The organism is Rhizobium ruizarguesonis, assembly GCF_017357285.1.
GTDB lineage: Bacteria > Pseudomonadota > Alphaproteobacteria > Rhizobiales > Rhizobiaceae > Rhizobium > Rhizobium ruizarguesonis.
On record NZ_CP071680.1, the window covers coordinates 422,994 to 448,410 of the forward strand.

At 60.6% G+C, this 25,417-nt stretch carries 24 protein-coding genes; 19 read left to right on the forward strand and 5 right to left on the reverse strand.

Features of this window, described 5'->3' with window-relative positions; translation table 11 throughout:
- Positions 1-40: 40 nt before the first annotated feature.
- Positions 41-1,084, forward strand: coding sequence for an NAD(P)-dependent alcohol dehydrogenase (locus J3P73_RS30055; protein ID WP_018071109.1), 1,044 nt, complete (start codon positions 41-43; stop codon positions 1,082-1,084).
- A gap of 125 nt (positions 1,085-1,209) precedes the next feature.
- On the opposite strand, the gene J3P73_RS30060 is transcribed toward J3P73_RS30055, so the two are convergent.
- From J3P73_RS30060 to J3P73_RS30075, 4 genes are all read right to left on the reverse strand, one after another.
- A complete protein-coding gene (locus J3P73_RS30060; protein ID WP_027690227.1) occupies positions 1,210-1,779 on the reverse strand; it encodes a DedA family protein in 570 nt (189 codons plus the stop codon).
- A 43-nt stretch (positions 1,780-1,822) separates the two neighbouring features.
- The gene (locus J3P73_RS30065; protein WP_130688831.1) at positions 1,823-3,184 is read right to left on the reverse strand and encodes an FAD-containing oxidoreductase; all 1,362 of its coding nucleotides are present in this window, start codon (positions 3,182-3,184) and stop codon (positions 1,823-1,825) included.
- Complete coding sequence (locus J3P73_RS30070) at positions 3,181-3,639, reverse strand: DUF4126 family protein (RefSeq protein ID WP_130688832.1); 459 nt, start codon at positions 3,637-3,639, stop codon at positions 3,181-3,183. The genes J3P73_RS30065 and J3P73_RS30070 overlap by 4 nt, the downstream gene beginning before the upstream one ends.
- Before the next feature lie 90 nt (positions 3,640-3,729).
- The gene (locus tag J3P73_RS30075; RefSeq protein WP_207580039.1) at positions 3,730-4,917 is read right to left on the reverse strand and encodes an acyl-CoA dehydrogenase; all 1,188 of its coding nucleotides are present in this window, start codon (positions 4,915-4,917) and stop codon (positions 3,730-3,732) included.
- A gap of 163 nt (positions 4,918-5,080) precedes the next feature.
- On the opposite strand from J3P73_RS30075, the gene J3P73_RS30080 reads away from it, so the two are divergent.
- Positions 5,081-5,419: a cupin domain-containing protein gene (locus J3P73_RS30080; RefSeq protein ID WP_024319997.1), complete on the forward strand. Its 339-nt coding sequence runs from the start codon at positions 5,081-5,083 to the stop codon at positions 5,417-5,419.
- A 22-nt stretch (positions 5,420-5,441) separates the two neighbouring features.
- Here the strand turns inward: J3P73_RS30080 and J3P73_RS30085 are convergent, their stop codons facing one another.
- Positions 5,442-6,395, reverse strand: coding sequence for a LysR family transcriptional regulator (locus tag J3P73_RS30085; RefSeq protein WP_018071115.1), 954 nt, complete (start codon positions 6,393-6,395; stop codon positions 5,442-5,444).
- 197 nt (positions 6,396-6,592) lie between these two features.
- On the opposite strand from J3P73_RS30085, the gene J3P73_RS30090 reads away from it, so the two are divergent.
- From J3P73_RS30090 to J3P73_RS30170, 17 genes are all read left to right on the forward strand, one after another.
- A complete protein-coding gene (locus tag J3P73_RS30090) occupies positions 6,593-6,733 on the forward strand; it encodes a hypothetical protein (RefSeq protein WP_018497159.1) in 141 nt (46 codons plus the stop codon).
- Between the two features lie 138 nt (positions 6,734-6,871).
- Positions 6,872-8,212: a polysaccharide biosynthesis/export family protein gene (locus tag J3P73_RS30095; protein ID WP_032491765.1), complete on the forward strand. Its 1,341-nt coding sequence runs from the start codon at positions 6,872-6,874 to the stop codon at positions 8,210-8,212.
- 116 nt (positions 8,213-8,328) lie between these two features.
- Positions 8,329-9,102 (forward strand): glycosyltransferase family 2 protein, encoded by a 774-nt coding sequence (locus tag J3P73_RS30100; RefSeq protein ID WP_018497161.1) that lies wholly within the window; start codon positions 8,329-8,331, stop codon positions 9,100-9,102.
- A 25-nt stretch (positions 9,103-9,127) separates the two neighbouring features.
- Positions 9,128-10,288 carry a glycosyltransferase family 4 protein gene (locus J3P73_RS30105; protein WP_130688834.1) on the forward strand — a complete coding sequence of 387 codons (1,161 nt, stop codon included), beginning with the start codon at positions 9,128-9,130 and terminating at the stop codon, positions 10,286-10,288.
- Positions 10,275-12,371 carry a hypothetical protein gene (locus J3P73_RS30110; RefSeq protein WP_130688835.1) on the forward strand — a complete coding sequence of 699 codons (2,097 nt, stop codon included), beginning with the start codon at positions 10,275-10,277 and terminating at the stop codon, positions 12,369-12,371. The genes J3P73_RS30105 and J3P73_RS30110 overlap by 14 nt, the downstream gene beginning before the upstream one ends.
- Positions 12,368-13,255, forward strand: coding sequence for a DUF6492 family protein (locus tag J3P73_RS30115; RefSeq protein ID WP_130688836.1), 888 nt, complete (start codon positions 12,368-12,370; stop codon positions 13,253-13,255). The genes J3P73_RS30110 and J3P73_RS30115 overlap by 4 nt, the downstream gene beginning before the upstream one ends.
- On the forward strand, positions 13,252-14,082 hold the full coding sequence (locus J3P73_RS30120; protein ID WP_207580040.1) for a hypothetical protein: 831 nt from the start codon (positions 13,252-13,254) through the stop codon (positions 14,080-14,082). Before J3P73_RS30115 ends, J3P73_RS30120 begins: the two co-directional genes overlap by 4 nt.
- A complete protein-coding gene (locus J3P73_RS30125; protein ID WP_130683206.1) occupies positions 14,075-15,076 on the forward strand; it encodes a glycosyltransferase family 2 protein in 1,002 nt (333 codons plus the stop codon). Before J3P73_RS30120 ends, J3P73_RS30125 begins: the two co-directional genes overlap by 8 nt.
- 2 nt (positions 15,077-15,078) lie before the next feature.
- Complete coding sequence (locus tag J3P73_RS30130) at positions 15,079-16,458, forward strand: polysaccharide biosynthesis protein (protein ID WP_130688838.1); 1,380 nt, start codon at positions 15,079-15,081, stop codon at positions 16,456-16,458.
- 16 nt (positions 16,459-16,474) lie between these two features.
- Complete coding sequence (locus tag J3P73_RS30135) at positions 16,475-17,659, forward strand: glycoside hydrolase 5 family protein (RefSeq protein ID WP_130737130.1); 1,185 nt, start codon at positions 16,475-16,477, stop codon at positions 17,657-17,659.
- A gap of 465 nt (positions 17,660-18,124) precedes the next feature.
- Entirely contained in the window at positions 18,125-18,628 is a 504-nt protein-coding gene (locus J3P73_RS30140) for a hypothetical protein (RefSeq protein WP_020397476.1), read from the forward strand.
- Positions 18,629-19,102: 474 nt separating this feature from the next.
- Positions 19,103-20,308: an ABC transporter substrate-binding protein gene (locus J3P73_RS30145; protein WP_130683210.1), complete on the forward strand. Its 1,206-nt coding sequence runs from the start codon at positions 19,103-19,105 to the stop codon at positions 20,306-20,308.
- 5 nt (positions 20,309-20,313) lie between these two features.
- Positions 20,314-21,096, forward strand: coding sequence for an ABC transporter ATP-binding protein (locus tag J3P73_RS30150; RefSeq protein ID WP_018483414.1), 783 nt, complete (start codon positions 20,314-20,316; stop codon positions 21,094-21,096).
- The gene (locus tag J3P73_RS30155; RefSeq protein WP_020397477.1) at positions 21,096-21,797 is read left to right on the forward strand and encodes an ABC transporter ATP-binding protein; all 702 of its coding nucleotides are present in this window, start codon (positions 21,096-21,098) and stop codon (positions 21,795-21,797) included. The genes J3P73_RS30150 and J3P73_RS30155 overlap by 1 nt, the downstream gene beginning before the upstream one ends.
- Before the next feature lie 4 nt (positions 21,798-21,801).
- Positions 21,802-22,689, forward strand: coding sequence for a branched-chain amino acid ABC transporter permease (locus J3P73_RS30160; protein ID WP_018071130.1), 888 nt, complete (start codon positions 21,802-21,804; stop codon positions 22,687-22,689).
- A gap of 1 nt (position 22,690) precedes the next feature.
- The gene (locus J3P73_RS30165; protein ID WP_027690213.1) at positions 22,691-23,680 is read left to right on the forward strand and encodes a branched-chain amino acid ABC transporter permease; all 990 of its coding nucleotides are present in this window, start codon (positions 22,691-22,693) and stop codon (positions 23,678-23,680) included.
- A 133-nt stretch (positions 23,681-23,813) separates the two neighbouring features.
- The gene (locus J3P73_RS30170; protein WP_018071132.1) at positions 23,814-25,409 is read left to right on the forward strand and encodes a GMC family oxidoreductase; all 1,596 of its coding nucleotides are present in this window, start codon (positions 23,814-23,816) and stop codon (positions 25,407-25,409) included.
- Positions 25,410-25,417: the final 8 nt, after the last annotated feature.

Here is a 25,417-nt window from a genome sequence, read left to right on the forward strand (position 1 = left end):
GATGGAGTCATGGGCAAGCCACTAGGGAAGGAAACCGACGATGACCAAAGTCCGCGCGCTTGTCCTCGAGCGCCAGCATGAGCTTGCGCTCCGCGATATCGATCTGCCGCTCGAAACCGGCCCCGGCGAGGTGAAGATCAGGATCCACACGGTCGGCGTCTGCGGTTCGGACGTGCATTATTACACGCACGGCAAGATCGGCCCCTTCGTCGTCAACGCGCCGATGGTGCTCGGCCATGAGGCGGCGGGCACGGTGGTCGAGGTCGGCGCCGGCGTCACCCATCTGAAAGTCGGCGACCGCGTCTGCATGGAGCCTGGCATTCCCGATCCGAATTCCAAGGCAAGCCGGCTCGGCATGTACAATATCGACCCGGCCGTCACCTTCTGGGCGACCCCGCCAATCCACGGCGTGCTGACGCCGGAGGTCGTGCATCCCGCCAATTACACCTTCAAGCTGCCCGACAATGTCAGCTTTGCCGAAGGCGCCATGGTCGAGCCCTTTGCCGTCGGCATGCAGGCGGCGAGCAAGGCGAAAATTGTGCCGGGCGACACTGCCGTCATCCTCGGCGCCGGGCCGATCGGCACGATGGTGGCGATCGCGGCCCTTGCCGGCGGCTGCTCCCGCGCGATCGTTGCCGATCTCGCCCAGCCGAAGCTCGATATCGCCGCACAGTACCAGGGTGTCATTCCGGTCAATATCCGCGAGAAGAACCTGGTCGAAGAGGTCGGCCGGCTGACCGACGGCTGGGGCGCCGATGTCGTCTTCGAATGCTCCGGTTCGCCGAAGGCCTGGGAGACGATCATGGCGCTGCCGCGCCCGGGCGGCGTCATCGTCGTCGTCGGCCTGCCGGTCAACCCGATCGGCTTCGACGTCTCGACGGCATCCACCAAGGAAATCCGCATCGAGACGGTGTTCCGCTATGCGCACCAGTATGAGCGCTCTATCGCGCTGCTCGGCTCGGGACGCGTCGATCTGAAGCCGCTGATATCAGAGACCTTCAAATTCGAGGACTCGATCACGGCGTTTGATCGCGCCGTCGAGGCGCGGCCAAGCGACGTGAAGCTGCAGATCGTGATGGACTAGAGCATGATGCCGAAAAGTGTGATCGGTTTTCGGACGACATCATGCTCCAACTATATAATTTAGAACAGGATTCAGATTTTAGGCCGACCCGGCCTAAAATTATCCTGTTCTAGGACGCCATACCGCTATGAGTGCCTGGCGCTCAGTTTCATCTTGCGAAAGGCAAGAGCCGCGGCTGCGACGACAGCCGCGGCTCCGACTGCGATCAACAGGTGGCGGTGAAGCGGAAGGTGGCCCAATGTCTGTTCGATGCCGTGCCCGAACACATAACCGAGCGCCGTGAACAGCTGCCCCCACACCAGCGCGGCCACGGCATTCAGGATGATGAATTTCCCGGTCGCAATTCGCGTTGTCCCGATGACGATCGGGCTGATCGTCCGCAACCCCACCAGGAAACGAAACGCAAGGATGAAGCCTGTGGGATATCTTTCCAGGAGCCGGGTTGCGCGCGCCAGCGCCGGTGTTTCCATCAGCCGGCGGACGAGACCCCATCGAGCCGCATAGCGGCCGGCGAAGAACCAGAACTGATCGCCGGCGAAGGATCCTGCCGTTGCCGCAAGCGACGCCGACCAATAGGTCAGCAGCCCGCGGTGGGAAATGACGCCGCCAAGGAAGGCGGCTGTTTCGCCTTCGAAGGCTGCACCCAGAAATATCGCCAAAAGGCCGTAGTGCTCGATCAGCAGTTCGATAGACACTCAGCCCGCCTCCAGCTGTCGCTTTCCAAGCATCAATTCATCGCTAAACCGGCTTCAAATCCCCAAGCAGCGTCGGGATCAGCTCCGACACCGTTGGATGGATCGGCACCGACCATTGCAATGCCGGATAGGTCGTTCCCGCATTCATCGCGTCTATGATGCCGTGGATCACCTCGTCGCCTTCGATGCCGAGGATCGCCGCACCGAGGATTTTTTTAGTCTCGGCGTCGGCGATCACCTTCATGAAGCCCTTGGTCTCGCCGCGCTCGTTGGCGCGGCCGACGCGGCTCATCGGCCGGGTCGAGATCATGATCTTGCGTCCGGAGGCACGCGCCTGCTTTTCCGTCATGCCGACGCGCCCAAGCGGCGGGTCGATATAGAGCGCATAGGCCAGGATGCGGCTTGAGACCTTGCGGTCGTCGCCGTCGAGCAGATTGGCGGCGGCGATCTCGAAATCATTGTAGGAGGTGTGGGTGAAGGCGCCGTGGCCATTGCAGTCGCCGAGCGCCCAGATGCCGTCGACATTGGTGGCAAGCCTGTCGTCGACGGTGATATAGCCATGCTTGTCGGTGACGACGCCGGCGGCATCGAGGCCGAGATCGTCGGTGTTCGGCTTGCGGCCGGTGGCGATCAGCACATGGCTCGCATCGATCCTCGCTGAATCGGTGGCGACCGTTATTCCGTCGCTGTTCCTGGAAAAGGCGATGTCGCTGGCGCCGGTATGAATGTCGATGCCCTCCGAGCGCAGGACATCGGCGATCGCATCGGATATATCCTCATCCTCACGCGATGCGAGCTTCGGGCCATGCTCGATGACGCTGACTTCGGCGCCGAAGCGGCGATACATCTGCGCGAACTCCAGCCCGATATAGCTGCCGCCGATGACGGCCAGATGCCGTGGCAGCGTGTCGAGATGGATGATCGAGGTGCTGGTGAGATAGTCGATATCGTTGATCCCGGGCAGGTCGGGGATGACCGGCCGCGCGCCGACATTGAGGAAGATGCGCGGTGCGGTCAGCGTCTCGCCGTTGACGCTGACGGTCTTCGGGTCCTCGAAACGGGCGTGGCCGTAGATTACGGTCATGCCGTCCATGCCGGCGAACCAGCCGATCAGGCCGTTGCGGGCATTCATGGTCACGGTTTCGGCACGGGCCCTGACCACCTTCATGTCGATGGCGATCTCGCCTGGGATATTGACGCCGTAAACCGCGCCCCTTCTTGCGACATGGGCGGCGCGGGCGCTGGCGACCAGCGTCTTCGTCGGCATGCAGCCGGCATTGACGCAGGTGCCGCCGAGGAACTTGCGCTCGATCAGCGCCACCTTCATGCCCTTTTCGACCATGCGGGCGGCGAGGAAAGGGCCGGCCTGGCCGCCCCCGATAACGATGGCGTCGAAGCTCTTCATGACACGACCACGATCAGCAGCGCGCCGATGACGGCGACGGCATCTTCGATGAGAGCGGCCGGCAGGTCCTTGCCGAAGGACGCCGCAAGCCTGCTGCGGACGGCGGCGCCACCATATGTGCCGATGACGGCGCCGATCACGCCGGCAATCAGCCCGCCGAAGAGCAGGCTGCTGGCGGCGCCAATCGTGGCGCCGGCCAGCGCACCCATGACGATGCGGGCGCCGAACTGCACCGGCACCTTGCGCGACGGCGTGGATGGCAGTTGATCGGTGATCAGTTCGACGACGGCGAGGATCGTAAAGATCCACGGCGTCCACTGGTAACCCATGAACGCAAGCGGCGTCTGCGAGACATCGAACGAGCCAAGTGCGGCGCCCCAGGCGATGGCGGCCGGAGCGGTCATGGCGCGAAGGCCTGATATGACACCGATCAGCAATGCAAGAAGCAGAAACATATGCGATCCCTCTTTTGCAGGCTCCTCTGCCGCAGTCGAAAGGTTGCACATTGTCAGGCGCGTGGCAAATCGCCCTTTCGCGCCAAGGGACTAGTTCGCAAAGGCGGCAATGCCTGTGATCGCCCGGCCGATGATCAGCGCGTGGATGTCGTGCGTGCCCTCATAGGTGTTGACCACTTCGAGGTTGACGAGGTGACGGGCGATGCCGAATTCGTCGGAGATGCCGTTGCCGCCGAGCATGTCGCGGGCCGCCCGCGCCATCTCCAGCGCCTTGCCGCAGCTGTTGCGCTTGAGGATCGAGGTCAGCTCCACCGGCGGATGGCCTTCCTCCTTCATGCGGCCAAGCCGCAGGCAGCCCTGAAGGCCGAGCGCGATCTCCGCCGCCATGTCGGCGAGCTTCTTCTGGATCAGCTGGTTGGCGGCTAGCGGCCGGCCGAACTGCTTGCGCTCCAGCGTATATTGCCGGGCTCTCGCATAACAATCCTCGGCAGCACCGAGTGCGCCCCAGGCGATGCCGAAGCGGGCCGAGTTGAGGCAGGTGAACGGCCCTTTGAGTCCTGTCACATCAGGCAGAAGGTTTTCCTCAGGCACGAAGACCCCGTCCATCACCACTTCGCCGGTGATCGAGGCGCGCAGTCCCACCTTGCCGTGGATGGCGGGAGCCGAAAGCCCTTTCCAGCCCTTTTCGAGAATGAAGCCGCGAATGAGGCCATCCTCGGTCTTTGCCCAGACGACGAAGACATCGGCGATCGGTGCGTTGGAGATCCAGGTCTTCGAGCCGGTCAGGCTGTAGCCGCCGTCGACCTTTTTGGCACGTGTGGCCATCGAGCCGGGGTCGGAGCCGTGATCCGGTTCGGTCAGGCCGAAGCAGCCGATCCATTCGCCGGTTGCGAGTTTCGGCAGGTATTTCAGCTTCTGCGCCTGCGACCCGAAGGTTTCGATCGGCACCATCACAAGCGAGGACTGCACGCTCATCATCGAACGATAGCCACTATCGACCTTTTCGACCTCGCGGGCGATCAGGCCGTAGGCAACGTAACCGAGGCCGGCGCCGCCATAATCCGGCGAGATCGTCGGGCCGAGCAGGCCGAGTTCGCCCATTTCGCGGAAGATCTCAGGATCGGTCTTTTCATTGCGGAAGGCGCCGAGAACGCGGGGGGCAAGCTTTTCCTGCGCATAGGCGTGGGCAGTCTCCTGCACCATGCGCTCTTCGCTGGTCAGCTGCTCCACCAGGCGGAACGGATCGGCCCAGTCGAAAACTTCGCGCGTATGCTGCATGGCGGTGTCTCCTCAGCTTGCCTCGCTCAAGTTGGCCATAGACCCGCCAGCCGACCGCGTCAACAGAAGGTGGTCGCACCGAAAAGACGGGCCACGCCATCTTTTCAAAAGCGTCGGCATGATCCACTTTGCCCGCGATCGATTCTGGAACGAGGAGGCGGAAATGTCGTCAAGCGATCTGTTCGTATCGGCCGAAGGCGCCGAATGGGTCAATCCCGAGCCCGGCGTCGTCAGGCGCATCATGACCTATCTGCCCGAGATGATGATGGTGGAAGTGGCCTTCGAAAGCGGCGCCGTGGGTGCGGCCCATTCGCATCCGCACATCCAGGCGAGCTATGTCGCCGAAGGCAGTTTCGAAGTGACGATCGATGGCCGGACCGAGGTGCTCAAGCAGGGCGGCAGCTTCATCGTGCCCCCCAATCTCATCCACGGCGTCAAGGCGCTGGAAAAGGGCCGGCTGATCGATGCATTCACTCCGCACCGGGCCGAATTCCTGAAATAGCTGGCATGATGCCACTCATGATCTAAACGTCCGCTCTTGTCCGGCGCGCCGGGCCGGCGGCAGTGACATAGGGCGGCACGAAGCGTGCATCCTCGCCGCGCACCGCCTCGCGCAGGAAATCGATGACGGCGCGCACGCGCGGCGCCTGTTTCAGGTCGCGGTGGCAGGTGATCCAGTAATGGCGCTTGAGGTCGATCTCGTCTGGCAGCACGCGCACGAGTTCGGGATAACGGCTGGCGAAGAAATAGGGCAGGATGCAGAGGCCGAGGCCGTTTCTCGTGGCGGTCAGCTGCGCAAAGATGCTCGAGCTCTGGAATTGCGGCTTGATGCGCGGGTGCACGTCGCCAAGGTAATCGAGGCCCGGCGCGAAGATCATTTCCTCGATATAGCTGACGAAGGGATGGCTGAGCAGGTCTTCGCGGGAGTTGATGTCGGGCGCCTTGGCCAGATAATCGCGCGAGCCGTAGACCTGCAGGTGATAATCCGTCAGCTTCTCGGCGAAATAAGCCCCGCCCTTCGGTTCGTCGAGCACGACGGAAAGATCGGCCTCCTTGCGCGACAGCGACATGATCTGCTGGATCGTCACCAGTTCGAGCGCCAGGTGCGGATGCTGGGCGGCAAACTGCGGCAAGACGGTTGCGAAGAAGAAATTGGCAAAACCCTCCGGCGCGCTGAGCCGCACGAGGCCGCGCTGCGCCATTGAGCCGTCGGCGAGGTCGGCACGCAGCCGTTCGGTCTCCTGCTCCATCTTCTCGGCCGTCTCGACGAAGCGCGTGCCCATGGCAGTCAGCACGTAGCCGCGCGGATTGCGCTCGAACAGCTTGACCTTGAGGGTGAACTCCAGCCGGTCGATGCGGCGCGAGACGGTGGCATGGCTGGAGCGCAGCTGGCGGGCCGCCGTCGACAGCTGTCCAGTGCGGGCGACGGCTAGAAAAAACTGCAGATCGTCCCACGTAAACTGCGGTGGATTGTTCATCGCGGTCCCCTCTATTCAAAAACCAATAATGAATTGCGCAATTTTCCGCACCTGCCATCCCGTCATCATCGCTATGGCAGAAGGCCGATGCGACGCCGTTCAAACTCGCACAGTAAAAACCCCCGTGGCTTAACAGACCATGGCTAAGACTTCCCCGCGAACTTCTTCGATTATACGAGCAAAAGGAGTTCGCCCCCATGTTTGCGGATAGTACGGTTTTCATGGTTGGTGCCGGGGCAAGCGTTGAGAAAAAATCAACCGTTTCGGCCGAAGCCTGGATCATCATCGCTTACATCAGCATCCTCACCCGACGCCTGGCAAGATACTACATTCATTGAATTCTTTTCGAGGCAGGCTCTGAGGTTTCTTGGAGGATATATTAATTCTGCTTAAGTACTATTGAATATGGTTAATATTATGTTAACCTTAAAGAGATCCGAGGAGATTAGTACCTTTTCAAGCCGGAAATTTGAAACATGAAGCTTTCGCAAATAATATCTCCAGCTATGTCTGAATATAGGCTGAGAAGTGGTTCTCGCCTAAATCAAACAATACTGTGCGTGGTATTTGCGGCAATTGTTCCATTGACGCCGGCGGCAGAAGAGTTACCTGCGCCCACGGAACCGGTCTCGGTTGTGACATCCGGTGAGACTTTGGCCCGGCAGCCGCAATTATTGCGTGACGTTCTTCGCTCAGGCGATAAATTGAATCTCGCATTTTACGAAAGCCTGGCCTCCGTAGAAGATCGCTGGACGGGCTCACAGGGAACGGTTCCCTGGAACTTTTACCAGCGGCCCGAGCTCACTGGCGAATACGTCGTTGAAGCCGACGGAACGATTTCGGTTCCGCTATTGGGACGCTTCCCGGTTCGAGGGCTTCCTCCGGCGGATGTGGAGGCGATAATTCTGCCGTCGTACGAAAGTTTGGTCGGCAGAAAGGGGTTCGTGAATATCGTCAAGATTGAGCACCAGCCTATTTATATTACCGGCCCGGTTCGTAATCCTGGCTCGTTTCGATATGTTGATGGCATGACTGTTCTGCATGCCGTTGCGCAAGCGGGTGGCATGGCGGCGAAGACCATTGAGCCATGGCAGAGTGTGGAAATTACACGCCAGATCGAGCGGTTGAAAGTTGGGCTGGCCGATCTGAAGCGGCTTGCGTCGCGAACCGAGGTGCTCAGGGCGAAGCGCGATTCCGTACAAATTGCCAGCATTGGCACACCTGTTCTCGGTCCCGATCCCGATGCTCAACGGTTGCTGGATGATGAGACATGGCAGCGCCAGTTGGTAACGACGAGCAAGGATGCGCAGAGCAGCGCTTACGTAAAATCTGTTGCCGATGCTCAGACCGATCTCGATCTGCGTCAGGCACGCGTCGGCAATTATGATGCCACCATTCGGGTCCGTCAGGATCGGCTGGCAAGTATCGAGAATTTGGCCAAAAACAAACTTGTCACCAGCATTGAGTTGACAAGGGCACAAAGCGAACTGACCGAGTCGGAAGATCGAAAGCAGCAAGCCGTCATCGATGTCGAGAGTGCAAAGCAACGGCTGGCGGCAGCAAAACAGGACGTTGAGCGCGATCGTATCGAACGCAAGATCGAGATCGAAAAGTCGGCAGCGGATGCTGAAAGAGGCCTATCCACGGCGTTGCAGACGACCGAGAGCGATCTTGAAATTTTCCAGTCCATGGTATCGTCGAACGATAGCGCCGATGTTGAATTCGAAATCGTTCGGCCTGGACCGAATGGTGTCATCGTCGAACCTGCGACCGAAGAAACGGTCTTGCAGCCTGGCGATCTGATCAAAGTACATTGAGGCTTAACCAGATACTCTTCCCGAGTGGGAGAGTTTAGTCCTCCTCTCGGCCAAAGAGCTCAGGGGCATCGTCGATTTGCGATTTGTCACGCGGTCCAAAACGCCATGGAGAGCTTATGTCTACAATCGAAGCTTTAGAATCCTCGCATTCCTCAATGCCGGTCCAAGGTCCGATGTTCAATTTGCCAAGGACCTCACTCGTCATTCCAACCTTGAACGAAGCGGAAAACATTAAGCTGCTTTTGCCCCGCATACCGACATGGGTGCATGAAATCATCATCGTCGATGGGCGATCGACAGACGGAACGCCGGATATAGCGCGAAGCATGCGCGACGATGTCAAGATCGTACTTCAGCCCAAGAAGGGCAAAGGTATCGCATTGCGGACGGGCTTCGAAGCCGCATCTGGTGATATGATCGTGATGCTTGATGCCGACGGATCGATGGATCCTTACGAAATCATCTTGTTCGTCGCGGCTCTTGTTGCAGGTGCGGATTTCGTCAAGGGTTCGCGCTTTATGCAGGGTGGCGGCACCAGCGACATGACGGTCATCCGCCGTTTCGGCAATCTGGGTCTGACCCTGCTGGTCCGGATGCTCTATGGCAGCTCTTTCAGCGACCTGTGCTACGGCTATATGGGCTTTTGGAAACGGCATGTTCCCTTGCTGCGTGCCGATTGCGACGGCTTCGAAATCGAGACGCTGATCAATTTGCGGGCCCTGAAGAACAAGCTCAAAATCATGGAGGTCGCGAGCTTTGAATCGGAGCGCGTCTTCGGCGTCAGCAATCTGCGTGCGCTTCCGGATGGCTGGCGCGTGCTGAAGACGATCTTCCGAGAACGCGTCAGTACACCGACCGGCGTCCAAGTCCTCGAGCAGAGCATTTCCTGAGGTCTGGATTAATTGGCGAGGCCGCATGATGCGCATCTTGATGCTCAGCGCGAGATACCTGCCTTTTGCCGGAGGGACGGAAACCCATGTAAGCGAGGTCGCAACCCGGCTCGTGCGCAAGGGGCATACGGTGACGGTATTGACGGGCAATCCCGACGGCCTTCTTCCGGCAGTGGAAACCCGAGACGGCGTGCAGATTGTCAGGCTGAAGACGTTTCCCCGCGGGCGGGATTGGTGCTTCGCCCCCGGCGTCTTCAGGGCGGTTGCCGAAGGGGATTGGGACCTGATGCATGTTCAGGGCTACCACACCTTCCTGGCACCGTTGGGAATGGCCGCCGCATCGCGCAAGGGGCTTCCCTTCGTGGTGACCTTTCACAGCGGTGGCCATTCGTCACGATTTCGGTCCTCGGTCCGGCGCTTCCAACATAGAATGCTTGCGCCTCTGGCTGCTAGGGCTGCGCAACTCATTGGCGTGTCGCGATTCGAAGCGGATCTATTCAGCCAGAATATGGCAATCGCGAGAGACCGGTTCATCGTTATCCCCAATGGCGCGCGCCTGCCGGAAACGTCCGGGCGGCGACCGGCTTCACCTCACGACAGGCCGCTGATTGTCTCGCTCGGCAGGCTGGAGCGTTATAAAGGTCATCATCGGGCGCTTGCTGCATTTAATGTGCTGGCAACAAAATTCCCCGATATGCGCCTTCGGATCCTGGGAGAAGGGCCCTATGAGGCGAAGCTGCACCAGCAGGTGGCCGAACTCGGGCTCGGCAACCGTGTCGAGATCGGGGTAATTCCGCCGACCGACCGGTCCGCAATGGCCGATCTTTTGTCTTCAGCCGCTCTTGTCGTGCTCCTCAGCGATTATGAAGCTCATCCCGTGGCCGTTATGGAGGCGCTTTCGGTCAAGGCTCCCGTACTGACCACCGACACATCCGGCTTTCGGGAGCTGGCTGAGGAGGGCCTCGTGCGATCCATTCCGCTCAACGCTTCGCCAGACTTCACCGCGCGTGAAATGCTCGCCGCCATGGACGCGGGGCCGATCTCAATTGAGACGAGATTGCCGGACTGGGACGATTGCACGGACCGGCTGCTGATGGTGTACAGGCGCGTACTTTCGCATCCGCAGCCTGAACTGCGAACCGGTCCAGCACTGCTTGGAGATTTGAAGCACGATGACCGTTGTTAAGGGGCGGACTTCTCCAGATGAGCAGAAGGCCTACCAGGACGAAGCTTATCGTCATGGCTATACAGGAAGCGTTGCCATTCCACGTGTCGATCTGTGGATCGCCGCGTTTCTGGGCCTGCGCAGGCAGGACAGCGCGGTTGGAGGTGTTGCCGATCCTTCGTCGCTGGGGATGTCGCCGGTCTTTGCCTTCCTATGCAGCTGCGCCCTTGTTGTGGCCGCTCTTGCTGCAAATGCCAGTCGGCTGGGAGAGGGCTGGGCGGTTCCGACGTTCTATTGCGCAATCGCTGTGATCTTTCTCCCCGCGGCGGCGCGAATCATCCATCCGCGCGCCAGCCGCCTGGAGCGCCTGGCGCTCATAGTGATCGTGACCTCAGCCCTCTTCGTGGTGCGCGTCATCCGCGCGCCCGTCGCCTTCATAGACCATGACGAATTCCTGCACTGGGCGACGGTGAACGACATTCTGGAGGCGGGGCGACTGTTCCTGCCCAATCCCCTTTTGCCGGTCAGCCCCCTCTATCCCGGGCTAGAGCTCATAACGTCCGCCTTGGTCAACCTGTCTGGACTGTCCGTCTTCGCGGCAGGCCTCATCGTGTTGGCGACGGCACGGATGATGCTGATGCTTGCGCTATTCCTGCTCTTTGAGAAGATCACGGATTCTGCACGGATCGCCTCCATCGCCTGCCTGATCTACATGGGCTCGTCCACGTTTTTGCTGTTCGACGTCCACTACTCCTATGAAAGCCTGGCGATCCCCATGCTTGCGGCGGTGCTGTTGGCTTCGGAAAGCCAACGCATGGAGCCAAGCGACGCGGCAGGCTGGCCGACGGTCGTCGCCACCGTGGTCCTGATCCTGGCGCTCGCGGCTACTCATCATCTCACCTCCTATTTTTGCACGGCCCTTTTGTGCGGCACGGCGGTGATGGAATGCCTGAGACAGGGTGCGTCCGCTATGCAGAAGCGGCGGGCGATCCTGCTGGCCTCGATCGCCGTGATTGCTCCGGTCGCCTGGTCGAAGATCGTCGGGAACCCCACCGGCAGCTACATCCTTCCCGTCCTGGAAGGCGGCATACACGAGGTAGCGCAACTCGTATCGAGTTCGACCTCGACGCGTAAGCTTTTCGTGTCGGACACGGGAGCCTTGGCGCCTGCCTGGCAACGTTACCTGACGATGGCGGGCGTCGCGCTGATCTGCCTGGGACTTCTCACCGGCTTTCTCCGCTCGCTCGTTTTCAACGGGCAGCACCGGAATGCGAGCATCCTCTGGCCGCCGACCAGATGGCGCCTATGGCGGTCAAGCCTTCTCCAGATCCTCGTTTTGGTGACGCTGGCCTATCCCGTCAGTATCATCTTCCGCCTGACGCGCAGTGGGTGGGAGATTGGCAACCGCATCGGCTCGCTATCCTTCCTCGGCGTCGCAATTGTCGTCGCAGTGGCCGTCGCGGCGTTCTGGCACGGCACGTCGCGTGGCTGGCTGCGCGCAACGGCGCTTGCCGCCGCCGCAACGACGGTGCTGATTGCTGGCGTCATCAGCTCCGAGGGACCACGTATCCTAGTTCCGGCCGGCTATGAAGTGTCGGCCGACTCCTCGTCGATAGAACCGATGGGCATCAGCGCCGCAAGGTGGACCAGGCAATGGTTGGGCGGCCAGCATTTCGCAGCCGACCGGATCAATCGCCTGCTCCTGTCCACCTATGGCCGGCAAAGGGTCTCGACCACGCTTGAGAGTGGGCAGGATACAAGCATGGCCATCACCGCAGCCGATCTCGGCCCGATGGAACGCAAGCTGCTGATCGGCTCGGGCGTCGGTTTCGTCATGGTCGACCTGCGCTTGACCACCGGCCTGCCCGGCGTCGGCGTCTATTTCGACGGCGGCGCGCAGGACCGAAACCACACGGTCCCCCTCCAGTCATCGTCGCTGCTCAAGTTCAATTCCGAGCCCGATGTCGACCGCACCTTCGACAACGGCTTCATGGTCATTTTCGACGTCGGGCGGCTCGGGAAAGCACGGCAGCCCGCCGTCCCTCGTAAGCGGACCGGAGAGCCGGTGCAATCCTTGGAACGAACAGACGGAGATTTGCAATGATCGATAGCCGTATCGACGCTTTCATGTGCGTCCATTCGCGGGACATCGAATATTTGCTCGAAGCGTCCCTTCGCTCCTACCAGCAGCATTTCCCCGACAAGGGAAACCTGACCATGGTCACCGACAACCCGGCCGCTTTAAGAGCCTTCCTCGACGCGAAGGGTCTCGTGCCTGGCGCCGCCGTCACCGGCGACAACGACTGGCTTTCGGCCAGCGAACTGGAACTTCCCGGCTGGTTTCGGCAGCAGATCATCAAGCTGCGCGCCTTCGAATTCTGCCGGACCGAGCATTTCTGTAATCTCGGTGCGGATACACTGCTGCTGCGGCCCATCGCGACGACCGATCTCATCGACCGGCGCGAGCCGGTTCTCTATTATTCCAGCCACAGGCTTCCCGATCTGCACTACCGTTTCGAGAAGCAACGGGTGCGCAATGTTGCAAAGATCCTCGGCGTCGAGCCGGCCCGGTCTTTTCGCTACGTCGATTTCATCAACGATTTCTTCTGCTTCAAGCGCGAATGGCTCATCGCGCTGAATAACTACATCGCGTCGAAATACGGCTCAAAACCCTACGTCGAGCTGCTCAAGGGTCTGAGCGCGTCAAAAGACCAGACACGGTTCGGGGAATGGACGCTCTATTCCGTTTTTCTGCTTGATGTGATGCACCAGTCGCCGACGATGCGCGATGCGCGCGGGGCCTATCTGACCCAGATCCATAGCCGCCTCGGCCTCACTCTGAGCCGGCTGGACAGCAAGATCGTTCATCTCGTCCAGAAATCCTTCGACCCGAACGTGATCCGCCAGAAGCTCATGAAGGTGAACCCGGGCGCCGCTCAGATCATCGGCGCAACGGCATGGGCGGATGCAGGAGCTCGTCCCCGATGATGGCCCGCCGTGTCTTTCTGGGAATCCTTCCGCTGTGGGTTCTTGCCGCTGCCTTGGCCGTAACGTGGCTGCCCGAAACCTTTTCGACCTGGGAGAAGGCGGTCCGCCTGGCGCTCTGCGCGCCGCTGACACTGTATCTCCCGGGCCGCATGCTGGTGGATACCCTGCGCATAGAGGGCGATATGGTCACGCGGGGGACGCTCTCGGTGTTCCTGAGCTTCGCGGCCTGCATTTTTTGTGGGCTTCTGCTGCATGTCGTCGGGCATCTCGATGCGCGAGGCTGGGTATACGCGCTGGGCCTGACGACTTTCGCCGTTCGGTGGCTGAATGTCGTTTTGCAGCTCGCAAGGCCGGTTCCGGCCATTCCCTGGGCTTGGCCCGGCCGCCGTTTTTTGACCTTCGCAGCTTCCATGATCTTGGCGACGAGTTCCGTCCTCGTGGCGCGCCCGGTCGCGCTCGAACGCAAGCCGTTTCATTTCACCGAGCTTTGGATGGTGCCCAAATGGAACTGGACGAACAATGTGGTAACGGTCGGCGTGCGCAATTCGGAAGACGCCAAGACGGTTTACAGTCTTGACCTTGTTCTGGGCGGCACGCTGATTGGAAAGATGCCAACCTTCGAACTGGCGCCTTCCTCCAGCCAAACCTTCGAATTCTCGGTACCGACAAAAACGCGCCCTCCCGCACGGCTGGAAGCCTGGCTCTTCAAGGGCGGCGACAGGGGAACGATCTACCGCAAAGTCTGGATGACCATCGACCCACTCCAGTCCCCGGCATCCACCGGAATAAGGCTGCAATTCGCCGATCCGGAGATGAAAAATGGATAATTTCCAGCACCCCGTGCCCGGCAAGCTCACGACGGCAATCGTCATCTGCTGCTATTCCGACAAGCGCTGGGACATCCTCAACAAAGCAATCGAGGCGGCAGCGCGCCAAGTCCCGGCCGCGGACGAGATCGTCGTCATCGTCGATCACAATCCGGCGCTCGAGCTGCGTCTGCGCGCCAAGCGCTTCGAAACCCCGCTCAGGATTGTCGAGAATATTCATCCGCCCGGTCTCTCCGGTGCCCGCAACACGGGGATTTCTGTCAGCCGCGGCGAGGTCATCCTGTTTCTCGACGACGACGCCGTGTCGGATCAAGATTTGCTGGCGACCCTGGTGCGGCAACTGGAGGATCCCTCGGTTCTGGGCGCCGTGTCCGCTATCCGCCCGTTGTGGGAAACAGACCGTCCGTCCTGGTTTCCCGACGAATTCCTGTGGACCCTCGGCTGCACCTATCGCGGCCTTCATCCCGGGCCGGTGCGCAATCTCATCGGCGCGTCGATGTGCATCCGCCGAGACGTCTTCGATCATACGGGCGGCTTCGATTCCGGCCTGGGTCGAACAGCCAAGGCTTTGCCGCTCGGATGTGAGGAAACCGAACTCTGCATCCGTGCAACCAAGGCCTTGCCGCATGGCCGTTTCGTCTTCGAGCCGTCGAGCGGCAGCGATCACGCCATACCCGCCGATCGCGCGACGTGGAAATATTTCCTTCACCGATGCTGGGCCGAAGGGCTTTCAAAGGCCAGCCTATCGTTGATGGCAGGCTCCGGCGAGGCGCTGGCGTCGGAAAAGACCTATATGACGAGGACGTTGCCCCAAGGGGTTATGCGGGGATTCGCGGATGTGTTGCTTGGCCAGCCGAGCGGCCTTCTGCGGGTCGTGGCGCTGGGCGCCGGCCTGGCGGCCACCGCAGCCGGCTTCGCTCTCGGCCGGACCCGCGCTGCCCTTAAGCGACCGTTCACCTCCGTTCCTGCTCGCGCTCTCGAACCGGTGGAATAGGCATGATGACCGTCAGCGCCGCCATTGCCAAGGTCCGCAGTCTCCTGATGAATCAGGCGGTTTTGCTCCTCAATGCAGGCATGCTGGGCCTTGGAACGCTGATGACGGCCATTCTCGGCTTCGTCTACTGGTGGTTGGCGGCGCGATCCTTCTCGGCCGAAGCTGTCGGGCTCGCCGCCGCCGCCATATCATTGATGAATCTCCTCGCGAATCTCGGTGAAGTCGGTCTCGGGCCCTTCCTGATGGGCGAGATAGGCCGTCAGAAGAGAGCAGGCCCTTTTCTGACGGGCGCCCTCCTGGCCTCGTTCAGCGCCTCCATCGTCGTCGGGCTGATCTATCTTGTTATCGCAGCCCGTACATCGACGCAGCTTGGCTCGATCGTCGGTTCCTCCGCGAGCGATCTCTTCTTCGTCGCTGGTTGCGCTCTGACGGCCGTGACCCTCGTGCTCGACCAAGCCCTGGTTGGCCTTTTGCGCAGCGGCCTTCAACTGACCCGGAATGTCGTCTTCGCCGCCAGCAAGCTTCTTTTGCTGATCGCTCTCGGTCTGACACTTGGCCGGGCGACCAGCGGACTGGCGATCTTCACCACCTGGTTTGCCGGGCAGCTTGTCTCGCTGGTCGTCGTGGCCGGGCTTCTTGTTTATGCCGGCAGGCGCGTTTTCCACCGGCCGGAGACCCACGCCTTCCGACCGGTGCTCGGCCAGGTTTTCGGCCATCATGCGCTCAGCATGGCTGTTCAGGCGCCAGCGCTGCTGCTGCCCGTCGTCGTCACCGTGATGCTGTCGGCTGAGATCAACGCCGCCTTCTATGCCGCCTGGACGGTGCTGAACGTTGCGCTTCTCGTCCCTGCGTCACTCGCCTCGGTGTTGTTTGCCATCGCTGTGCGGGAGCCGGAGCTATTTCCTTCGCGCCTGCGCCTGTCGCTCGGCTTGTCGATGCTCGTTTGCGCTGCGACCGCCTTGGCGTTCCTCTTCCTGTCACGCTTCATGCTCTGGATATTCAATCCGGCCTATGCTGCGATTGCAGGAAATGGCCTCCAGTTTCTGGGCGTTGCCGCTTTCGCAATGGCGTTGAAGTATCATTATCTGGCGGTTCAACGTGTCCGACGGCGCCTGGGTTTTGCCACCCTCGTTCTGATCGGCGGGGCGGTGCTGGAGATCGTGGCCGCCGCAGGTGGTACGCAATTCGGGATCGCGGGCACAGCCAACTTCTGGGTCATTGCTGTTTCACTGGAAGGCCTGTTTCTGTGCCCGGCATTGTATTGGGCCACACGGCGCATTGCGACGCCGTCCACCACCGTGCCACCAGCGGCTGCCGGTGTCTCGACATGTGGCAATTCCCTCGACGAGACAGACCAAATCGGAATTGCGTCACGGGCTTGAAAGGGAGTTTCTTCGCATGAGACGTATTCACCGTTTTAGGAATTTCGCTGTCGGCGCTGTGGCGCTGGCGCTTTGTTGGTCTGCTCAACTCGGATCTGCGGACGCCCAGTCATCTTCGCAGCAATCTTTCGTCACGACGAAAGAGGGGGGCTTCCTGCTGGACGGCAAGCCATTTCGCGTGGCCGGCGTAAACAACCATTATCTGACATTTGGCTCTTCAGCCGAGGTCACCCGCGTATTGGACGACGCCACGGCAATGGGTGCCAATGTGGTGCGCACCTTCCTGCAACCGGTCATAGGGTCGCTGGACGGCCAGGTGCCGACGATCTGGAATTCAAAAAGCAAGGCCGATTCCAGCAATCTGGGAACCAAGGGCATCTACATGATGAGTTGGGATCCGATAACCAACAAGATGGTTCCCAACGACGGACCTGACGGCCTGCAAAAGGTCGATTTCCTCATCGCGGAAGCGGCGAAGCGCAAGCTTAAGCTGATCCTCGCTTTCGTCGATTTCTGGGCCTACACGGGCGGTGCCCAGCAGATGAACGCCTGGTACGGGAGTTCGGACAAATACACCTTTTTTGCCGCTGATCCGCGAACCCGACGCGATTACAAGGAATGGGTTCGGCATGTTCTGTCGCGCGTCAACACGATTACTGGTGTGCGCTATTCCGATGACCCCACCATATTTGCCTGGGATCTGGCCAACGAACCTGACATCCATCCCAAACCGCTCCTTCATGACTGGGTGTCGGAAATGTCAGCCTATGTCAAATCCCTGGCACCGAAACAGCTCGTAACGACCGGCCATGGGAATATGGATCAGAAGCTGTCGGATATGAACATTCCGAGCGTCGATTTCGGCACGTGGCATGGCTACCCATCCTACGCCAAAATGAGCCATTCCGATTTCGATGCCCGCATTCGCGAATATTGCGCGATCGGACGAGATGTCGGGAAACCCGTAATCCTGGAGGAATTTGGAGTTCCGCGATCCGATGCCGATCAGGCAAATGCCTATGGAACTTGGCTGAACACGATCGCCACGTCGGATTGCGGAGGCTGGGTGGTCTGGCGGCTCGTCAGCACACAGGACTCGGGCCTCTATCCCCAGGACGACTACGACAAATTCGACATCCATAATGATGGAAGCCCCGCTTGGCAGGCTCTGCGCGACGCCGCCCTCAAGCTACAAAATTAGGCCGACCGAGCCATTCCGCCGTCCAGCACTCGTCGTCTCGGGCGTGGACCGGGGTATAGCACGGGGTGTTGTCATTCGAATTGCTGGCCGCCGACAACATGTAGCATGTTGCTCAAGACGAAAATATGCGTGACACGAAGAGCGGAAGCGCCTGCGAACCGGGATGGTTACGCGTTCTTTCCCCTAGGGGCATTGTCTGCAACATCGTCGCATACTAACAGACGACTGAGAGCGATCTCAACACGTCAGAGTATTGACCTAAATGCCTCCATATTTTCTTGCGATCTAAACTGGGTCTCCAGCTTCGCCAAACATTCGCGGTATATCCAGGATATCGGGGACAAACCGGAGATTTTCGCAGGTCGGCATTTGGTAATATGAATAATGCGGACGGCTCGCTCCCAGATGCGATATTGTAAATTGAATGATCATCGGGCTACCCGATTCAAAACAGGGATTGCGGCAGTGAACTCTTCACGCTTTCTTCAATCAATCGCTGAAGCCGAATCCGATGATACGCGGTTGAATTTCGCCCGCGCCGCGATTTTTCAGCTTTATAGTGCTTGCCTGCCAACCGGTTCTGCGCCGGCTCAGTTTTCCGTCCAACTCTCTCTATCTGAAGGAGAAGCGGTCACGCTTGTCGTGCGGCCGTTCGTCAATAAAATCGAAGCACTTGGCGGCCTTGTGAAATCCCTGTTTTCGACAAAGGCGGAGACCGTACTGCGAGTCCTGCCATGCAGGGTGGAGGATAAGATTGGATCCGGCATTGGATTGATACTTTTCGTCGACGATGAGCCGATGATTACCATCGGATCTCTTGCAGATGATAGCGGACTGTTTCTTCGCCAAATCGAGTCCGCATCCAGGAATACTTCCGGGGCCCCGACAATCGGTACTGTGGTAGGCAAACGACTTGCCAGCGTGGTTCCTCTTCCGACTGGATCTCTCGATCTGCGTAAGCCGAAATAACTGTCGCTTGCACCTTCGCTTGTGTGGTGCGGATCAGCTCTGCCGCAAATCGCACGCTCGATCGCCTTCCGGCGGTTGATCTGACCTTCGCCTGGTCGTTGCGCCGCTGTGGCTTGACGCCATTGCGAGCGGGCTCTCGCGCAGAACGCGAGCAAAACGCTCGACGACGGGAAGACCCGATCTCATGCGATTGGTCTTTTGTCTAATGCTGTCAGGCCTGCCGAAGCTTCGAAACTGCCCTAGTTATAACGGTAAATGCTTACCACTTCGCGCTTTTTAGGAGCGCCGACTAGAATTGTCTAATTCACCCTCTGTTCAAAAATGCACAGATGCTGTTTGGAATTAGTTGTAAACCACCCGTTGCCTCAGGGCGGGATTTCCGTGATCGTAAGGTGAGGGTCCGCCGTCCTGAGGAGTGCGGCTGGCCAAATTTGAACAGATCCGCAATCTGGCCAATCTCTGGGAGGAGATCATATGCGAAAGAATCTCATTGCATCAGTTGCATTTCTGCTTGCAAGCAGCACAGCGGTGCTCGCGCAGAGCGCGACCGACGGCAAGGTCAAGATCGGCATCCTGAACGACCAGTCGGGTGTCTATGCCGATTTCGGCGGCAAGTCCTCCGTCGAGGCCGCCAAGATGGCAGTCGAGGATTTCGGCGGCAAAGTGCTTGATGTGCCGGTCGAGATCGTCGATGCCGACCACCAGAACAAGGCGGATATCGCCTCCAACATCGCCCGCCAGTGGTACGACACCGAGCAGGTGGATGCGATCATGGAACTGACGACCTCGTCGGTGGCGCTTGCCGTGCAGGCGATCGCCAAGGAGAAGAAGAAGATCGACATCGTCACCGGTGCGGCGACGACGGATCTGACCGGCAAGGCCTGCTCGCCTTATGGCTTCCATTGGGCCTATGACACGCATGCGCTCGCCGTCGGCACCGGTGGCGCGCTCGTCAAGCAGGGCGGCGACAGCTGGTTCTTCCTGACCGCCGACTATGCCTTCGGCTACTCGCTGGAGCAGCAGACCAGCGATTACGTCAAGGCGAGCGGCGGCAAGGTCGTCGGCGCCGTGCGCCATCCGCTGTCGACACAGGACTTCTCGTCCTTCCTGCTGCAGGCGCAATCGTCCGGCGCCAAGGTGATCGGGCTTGCCAATGCCGGCCTCGACACGTCGAACGCCATCAAGCAGGCGGCCGAATTCGGCATCACCCAGGGCGGCCAGCATCTGGCGGCGCTGCTCTTCACATTGGCCGAAGTCCACGGCCTCGGCCTTGAGGCGGCACAGGGCCTGACGCTGACGGAAGGCTATTACTGGAACCGCGACGACGAAAGCCGCGCCTTCGCCAAGAAGTTCTTTGCCCGCACCGGCAAGATGCCGAACATGATCCATACCGGCACCTATTCGGCGGTGACGCAATATCTGAAAGCGGTGCAGAAGGCCGGCACCGACGAGACGGAAGCCGTCGCCAAGCAGCTGCATGAAATGCCGGTCGACGACGTCTTCGGCCGCGGCGGTACGGTCGGCGCCAATGGCCGCATGATCCACGATATGTACCTGCTGCAGGTCAAGAAGCCTGCCGAAAGCAAGGAGCCGTGGGATTACTTCAACGTGCTCGCCACCATTCCCGGCAAGGAAGCCTATATCGATCCCGCCAAGAGCGGTTGCGATCTGGTGAAGTAAGCACGATGGCGGTTTCCGCAATTGAAACTCAGGAAAAGCCGCGGGTGGTGTTGTCCGCCCGCGGCCTGCGCCGCGATTTCGGCGGCTTCACGGCCGTCAAGAACGTCGATCTCGATGTGCATGACGCAAGCGTGCATGCGCTGATCGGCCCGAACGGCGCCGGCAAGACGACGGTCTTCAACCTGCTGACCAAGTTCCTGCAGCCGACATCAGGCACGATCACCCTGATGGGCGTTGACATCACGAAGACGCCGCCCGACAAGGTGGCGCGCATGGGGCTTGTGCGCTCTTTCCAGATCTCGGCGGTCTTTCCGCATCTGAGCGTTCTCGACAATGTGCGCGTGGCGCTGCAGCGGCCGAACAATCTTTCCACACAGTTCTGGCGGCCGCTTTCGGCACTCGATCGGTTGAACGAGCGCGCCGAGCAACTGCTCGCCAGTGTCGGGCTTTCCAAGGAGCGCGATCACATCGCCGCCGATCTTTCCTACGGCCGCAAGCGCGTGCTAGAGATCGCCACCACGCTGGCATTGGATCCGAAGGTGCTGCTGCTCGACGAGCCGATGGCCGGCATGGGGCAGGAGGATGTCGGCGTCGTCTCCTCGATCATCCGCGAGGTCGCCCGCGACCGCGCCGTATTGATGGTCGAGCACAATCTGTCCGTCGTCGCCAATATCTGCCAGCATGTCACCGTATTGCAGCGCGGCGAGATCCTCGCCGAGGGCGATTATGCCACCGTCAGCCAGGACGAGCGCGTGCGTGTGGCCTATATGGGCACGGAGGAGCATTGATGGCCGCTCTCCTCGAAGTCCAGGGGCTCAATGCCTGGTACGGCGAAAGCCACATATTGCATGGCGTCGACATGCGTGTGGCCGAAGGCGAGACGATCACCATTCTCGGCCGCAACGGCGTCGGCAAGACGACGACGCTGCGCACCATCACCGGCATCGTGCGAACCCGCAAGGGCAAGATCAGCTTTGCCGGCAGCGACATGATGCAGGTGCCGCTGCACAAGACGGCGCGTCGGGGCATCGGCTTCGTGCCGGAGGAGCGCGGTATCTTCTCGACGCTTACCGTTTCGGAAAACCTGCTGCTGCCGCCTGTCGTAGCCGAAGGCGGCATGACACTCGACGAAATCTACGAGCTCTTCCCCAATCTCTACGAGCGCCGCGGCAGCCCGGGCACCAAACTGTCAGGCGGCGAGCAGCAGATGCTGGCGATCGCCCGGATCCTGCGCACCGGCGTCAGGCTGCTCATTCTCGACGAACCGACGGAAGGGCTTGCCCCCGTGATCGTCCAGCGCATCGGCGAGGTGCTGAAGACGCTGAAGGAGCGCGGCATGACGATCCTGCTCGTCGAGCAGAATTTCCGTTTCGCCAGCCGTATTGCCGATCGCTTCTATCTGATGGATCATGGGCAGATGGTGGCGGAATTCCCGGTTGGTGAACTGCCGCAGCGCATGGACACGCTGCACAAGGTTCTGGGAGTGTGACCAGATGACGATGATCTTCGGCATTCCCCTGCAGGCGCTGTTCGGCCAGCTGCTGATCGGTCTGATCAACGGCTCGTTCTACGCGCTGCTCAGCCTCGGCCTCGCCATCATCTTCGGCCTGCTTAGGGTGATCAACTTCGCCCATGGCGCGCAATATATGCTTGGCGCCTTCGTCGCCTACCTGCTGCTGACCTATGCCGGCATCGGCTACTGGCCGTCCCTGATCGTGGCGCCCGTTATCGTCGGCCTTGCAGGGGCTGTCATCGAGCGGCTGTTCCTGCGCCGGCTCTATGATCTCGATCCGCTCTACGGCCTGCTCTTCACCTTCGGGCTGGCGCTCGCGGTCGAGGGCACCTTCCGTTATCTCTACGGCTCCTCCGGCCAGCCCTATGCGACGCCGGCAGCGCTCGCCGGCGGGGCCAATCTCGGCTTCATGTTCCTGCCGATCTATCGCGGCTGGGTGGTCGTCGTCTCGCTGGTCGTCTGCCTCGGCACATGGCTGCTGATCGAGAAGACCAAGCTCGGTGCCTATCTCAGGGCCGCCACCGAAAACGCCGTGCTGGTTCAGGTCTTCGGCGTCAACGTGCCGGTGCTCCTAACGCTCACCTATGCGCTGGGCGCCGGTCTCGCCGCCTTTGCCGGCGTGCTGGCGGCGCCGATCTACCAGGTCTCGCCGCTGATGGGATCGAACATGATCATCGTCGTCTTCGCCGTCGTCGTCGTCGGCGGCATGGGATCGATCATGGGCGCGATCATCACCGGGTATGTACTCGGCATCGCCGAGGGCCTGACCAAGGTCTTCTATCCCGAGGCTTCCAACATCGTGATCTTCGTCATCATGGCGATCGTGCTTCTCATCAGGCCCGCGGGCCTCTTCGGACGGGATGCCTGACATGGCTGACATCACCGAAACCATCCGAACAGAAAAAAACCGCACCGCCCTTTCGGTGCAGGCGGGTTTCCTGCTCGCGGGGCTGCTGCTTCTGCTGCTGGCGCCGTTTTTCTTCTATCCGATCTTCCTGATGAAGCTGCTCTGCTTCGCGCTCTTTGCCTGCGCCTTCAACCTGCTGCTCGGCTATACCGGCCTGCTTTCCTTCGGCCATGCCACCTTCTTCGGCGGGGCGGCCTATTTCACTGCCTATACGGTGAAGGCATGGGGCCTGCCGCCGGAACTCGGCATTCTGATCGGGGTGGTGGGTGCGGCGTTTCTCGGCCTCGTCATGGGCTTCTTCGCCATCCGCCGCCAGGGCATCTATTTCGCGATGATCACGCTGGCGCTGTCGCAGATGTTCTTCTTCTTCTGCCTGCAGGCGAAGTTCACCGAAGGCGAGGATGGCATCCAGTCCGTGCCGCGCGGCCATCTCTTCGGCTTCATCGATCTGAACAGCTCGACCAACATGTATTATTTCGTGCTTGCCGTGTTCATCATCGGCGTGCTGATCATCTGGCGCTTCATCAATTCGCCCTTCGGCATGATCCTGAAATCGATCCGCGAAAACGAGCAGCGGGCAATCTCGCTCGGTTATTCCGTGGCGCGTTACAAGCTTGGCGCCTTCGTCATGTCGGCAGCCCTTGCCGGGCTTGCGGGCGCGGTGAAATCGATCGTCTTCCAGTTTGCAACGCTGACCGACGTCGCCTGGCAGATGTCGGGCGAGGTGATCCTGATGACGCTGCTTGGCGGCATCGGCACGCTGATCGGTCCGCTCTTCGGCGCCGGGCTGGTGGTGGCGCTGGAAAACTACCTCGCCACGTCGGAATTCCCGGTGACGATCATCACCGGCATCGTCTTCATGGTCTGCGTGCTGATCTTCCGCCGCGGCATCATCGGCGAATTCTACGCCTCTCGGCTGGGGCGGAAACTGGGCTTCGTCTATCGCCGCTGAACGGGCGGACCTCTCTCTTTCCGGAAGGAAACCCTCTTTCCCGGGAAAAGAGACGGGCGGCGGCGCTGCGACTGTCCCTCTCCCCGTGCTGCGGGGAGGGGGAAGCGGCAAGCATCTGGAGTCTCGTCGGGGCATGGATCGTTACGACTACATCATCATCGGGGCAGGCAGCGCCGGCTGCGTGCTCGCCAACCGGCTGTCGGCCGATGGCAGGAGCCGGGTGCTGCTGCTCGAAGCCGGCGGCAGCGATAATTATCACTGGATCCACATTCCGGTCGGTTATCTCTATTGCATCAACAATCCGCGCACCGACTGGTGCTTCACCACGGCGCCGGAAGCGGGGCTGAACGGCCGGGCGCTGAGCTATCCGCGCGGCAAGGTGCTCGGTGGCTCCTCGTCGATCAACGGCATGATCTACATGCGCGGCCAGGCACGCGATTACGATCTCTGGCGGCAGATGGGCTGCACCGGGTGGGGCTGGGACGATGTTCTGCCCTTCTTCCGCCAGTCCGAGGATTTTTATCGCGGCGAAGACGAGATGCATGGTGCCGGCGGCGAATGGCGCATCGAGAAGGCGCGCGTGCGCTGGGCCGTGCTCGATGCCTTCCAACAGGCGGCCAAGGAAGCCGGCATTCCGGAGACCGCGGATTTCAACCGCGGCAGCAACGAGGGTTCCGGCTATTTCGACGTCAATCAGCGTTCCGGCATCCGCTGGAACACCTCGAAGGCCTTCCTGCGCCCGGCGATGAAACGCTCCAACCTGACTGTGCTGATCAAGGCACAGGTCCGGCGGCTGCTGGTGGAAGAGGGCGCCGTTGCCGGCGTCGAGTTCCAGCACGGCGGTGTGGCGAAACGCGCCTATGCCGCGAAAGAAACCGTCCTTTCGGCCGGTTCGATCGGTTCGCCGCATATCCTCGAACTGTCAGGCATCGGCAGGGGCGAGGTTCTCAGCCAAGCGGGCGTCGATGTCGTCACCGAGGTGAAGGGTGTCGGTGAGAACCTGCAGGACCATCTGCAACTGCGTCTGGCCTATAAGGTGACAGGCGTTCCGACACTGAACGAGAAGGCGACCAAGCTGATCGGGAAGGCGGCGATCGGGCTCGAATATCTCGTCCGCCGCTCCGGGCCGATGGCGATGGCGCCGAGCCAGCTCGGCATCTTCACCCGATCGGGTCCGGACCGCGAAACGCCTGATCTGCAATATCACGTGCAGCCGGTGTCGCTGGAGAAGTTCGGCGATCCCGTCCATCCTTTCCCGGCGATCACCGCGAGCGTCTGCAATCTGAGGCCGGAAAGCCGGGGTTCGGTGCACCTGTCGAGCCCGGATTTTGCTGCCCAGCCGACGATCAGCCCGAAATACCTCTCGACGCAGCGCGATCGTGACATAGCTGTCCGTTCAATACGGTTGACGCGCAAGATCGTCGCGCAGCCTTCATTTGCCCGTTTCAGGCCGGAGGAATTCAAGCCGGGGCCTGCCTATCAGACGGAGGCCGATCTGGAACGGGCGGCGGGCGACATCGGCACGACGATCTTCCACCCTGTCGGCACCTGCCGCATGGGCGCCGACAGGGATAGCGTCGTCGATCCGAGGCTGAGATTCAGGGCGCTCGGCAAGCTCAGGATCGCCGACGCCTCGGTGATGCCGTCGATCACCTCGGGCAACACCAATTCGCCGACGATCATGATCGCCGAAAAGGCGGCAGCGATGATCCTCGAAGACAATCGATAGGAGAAGAC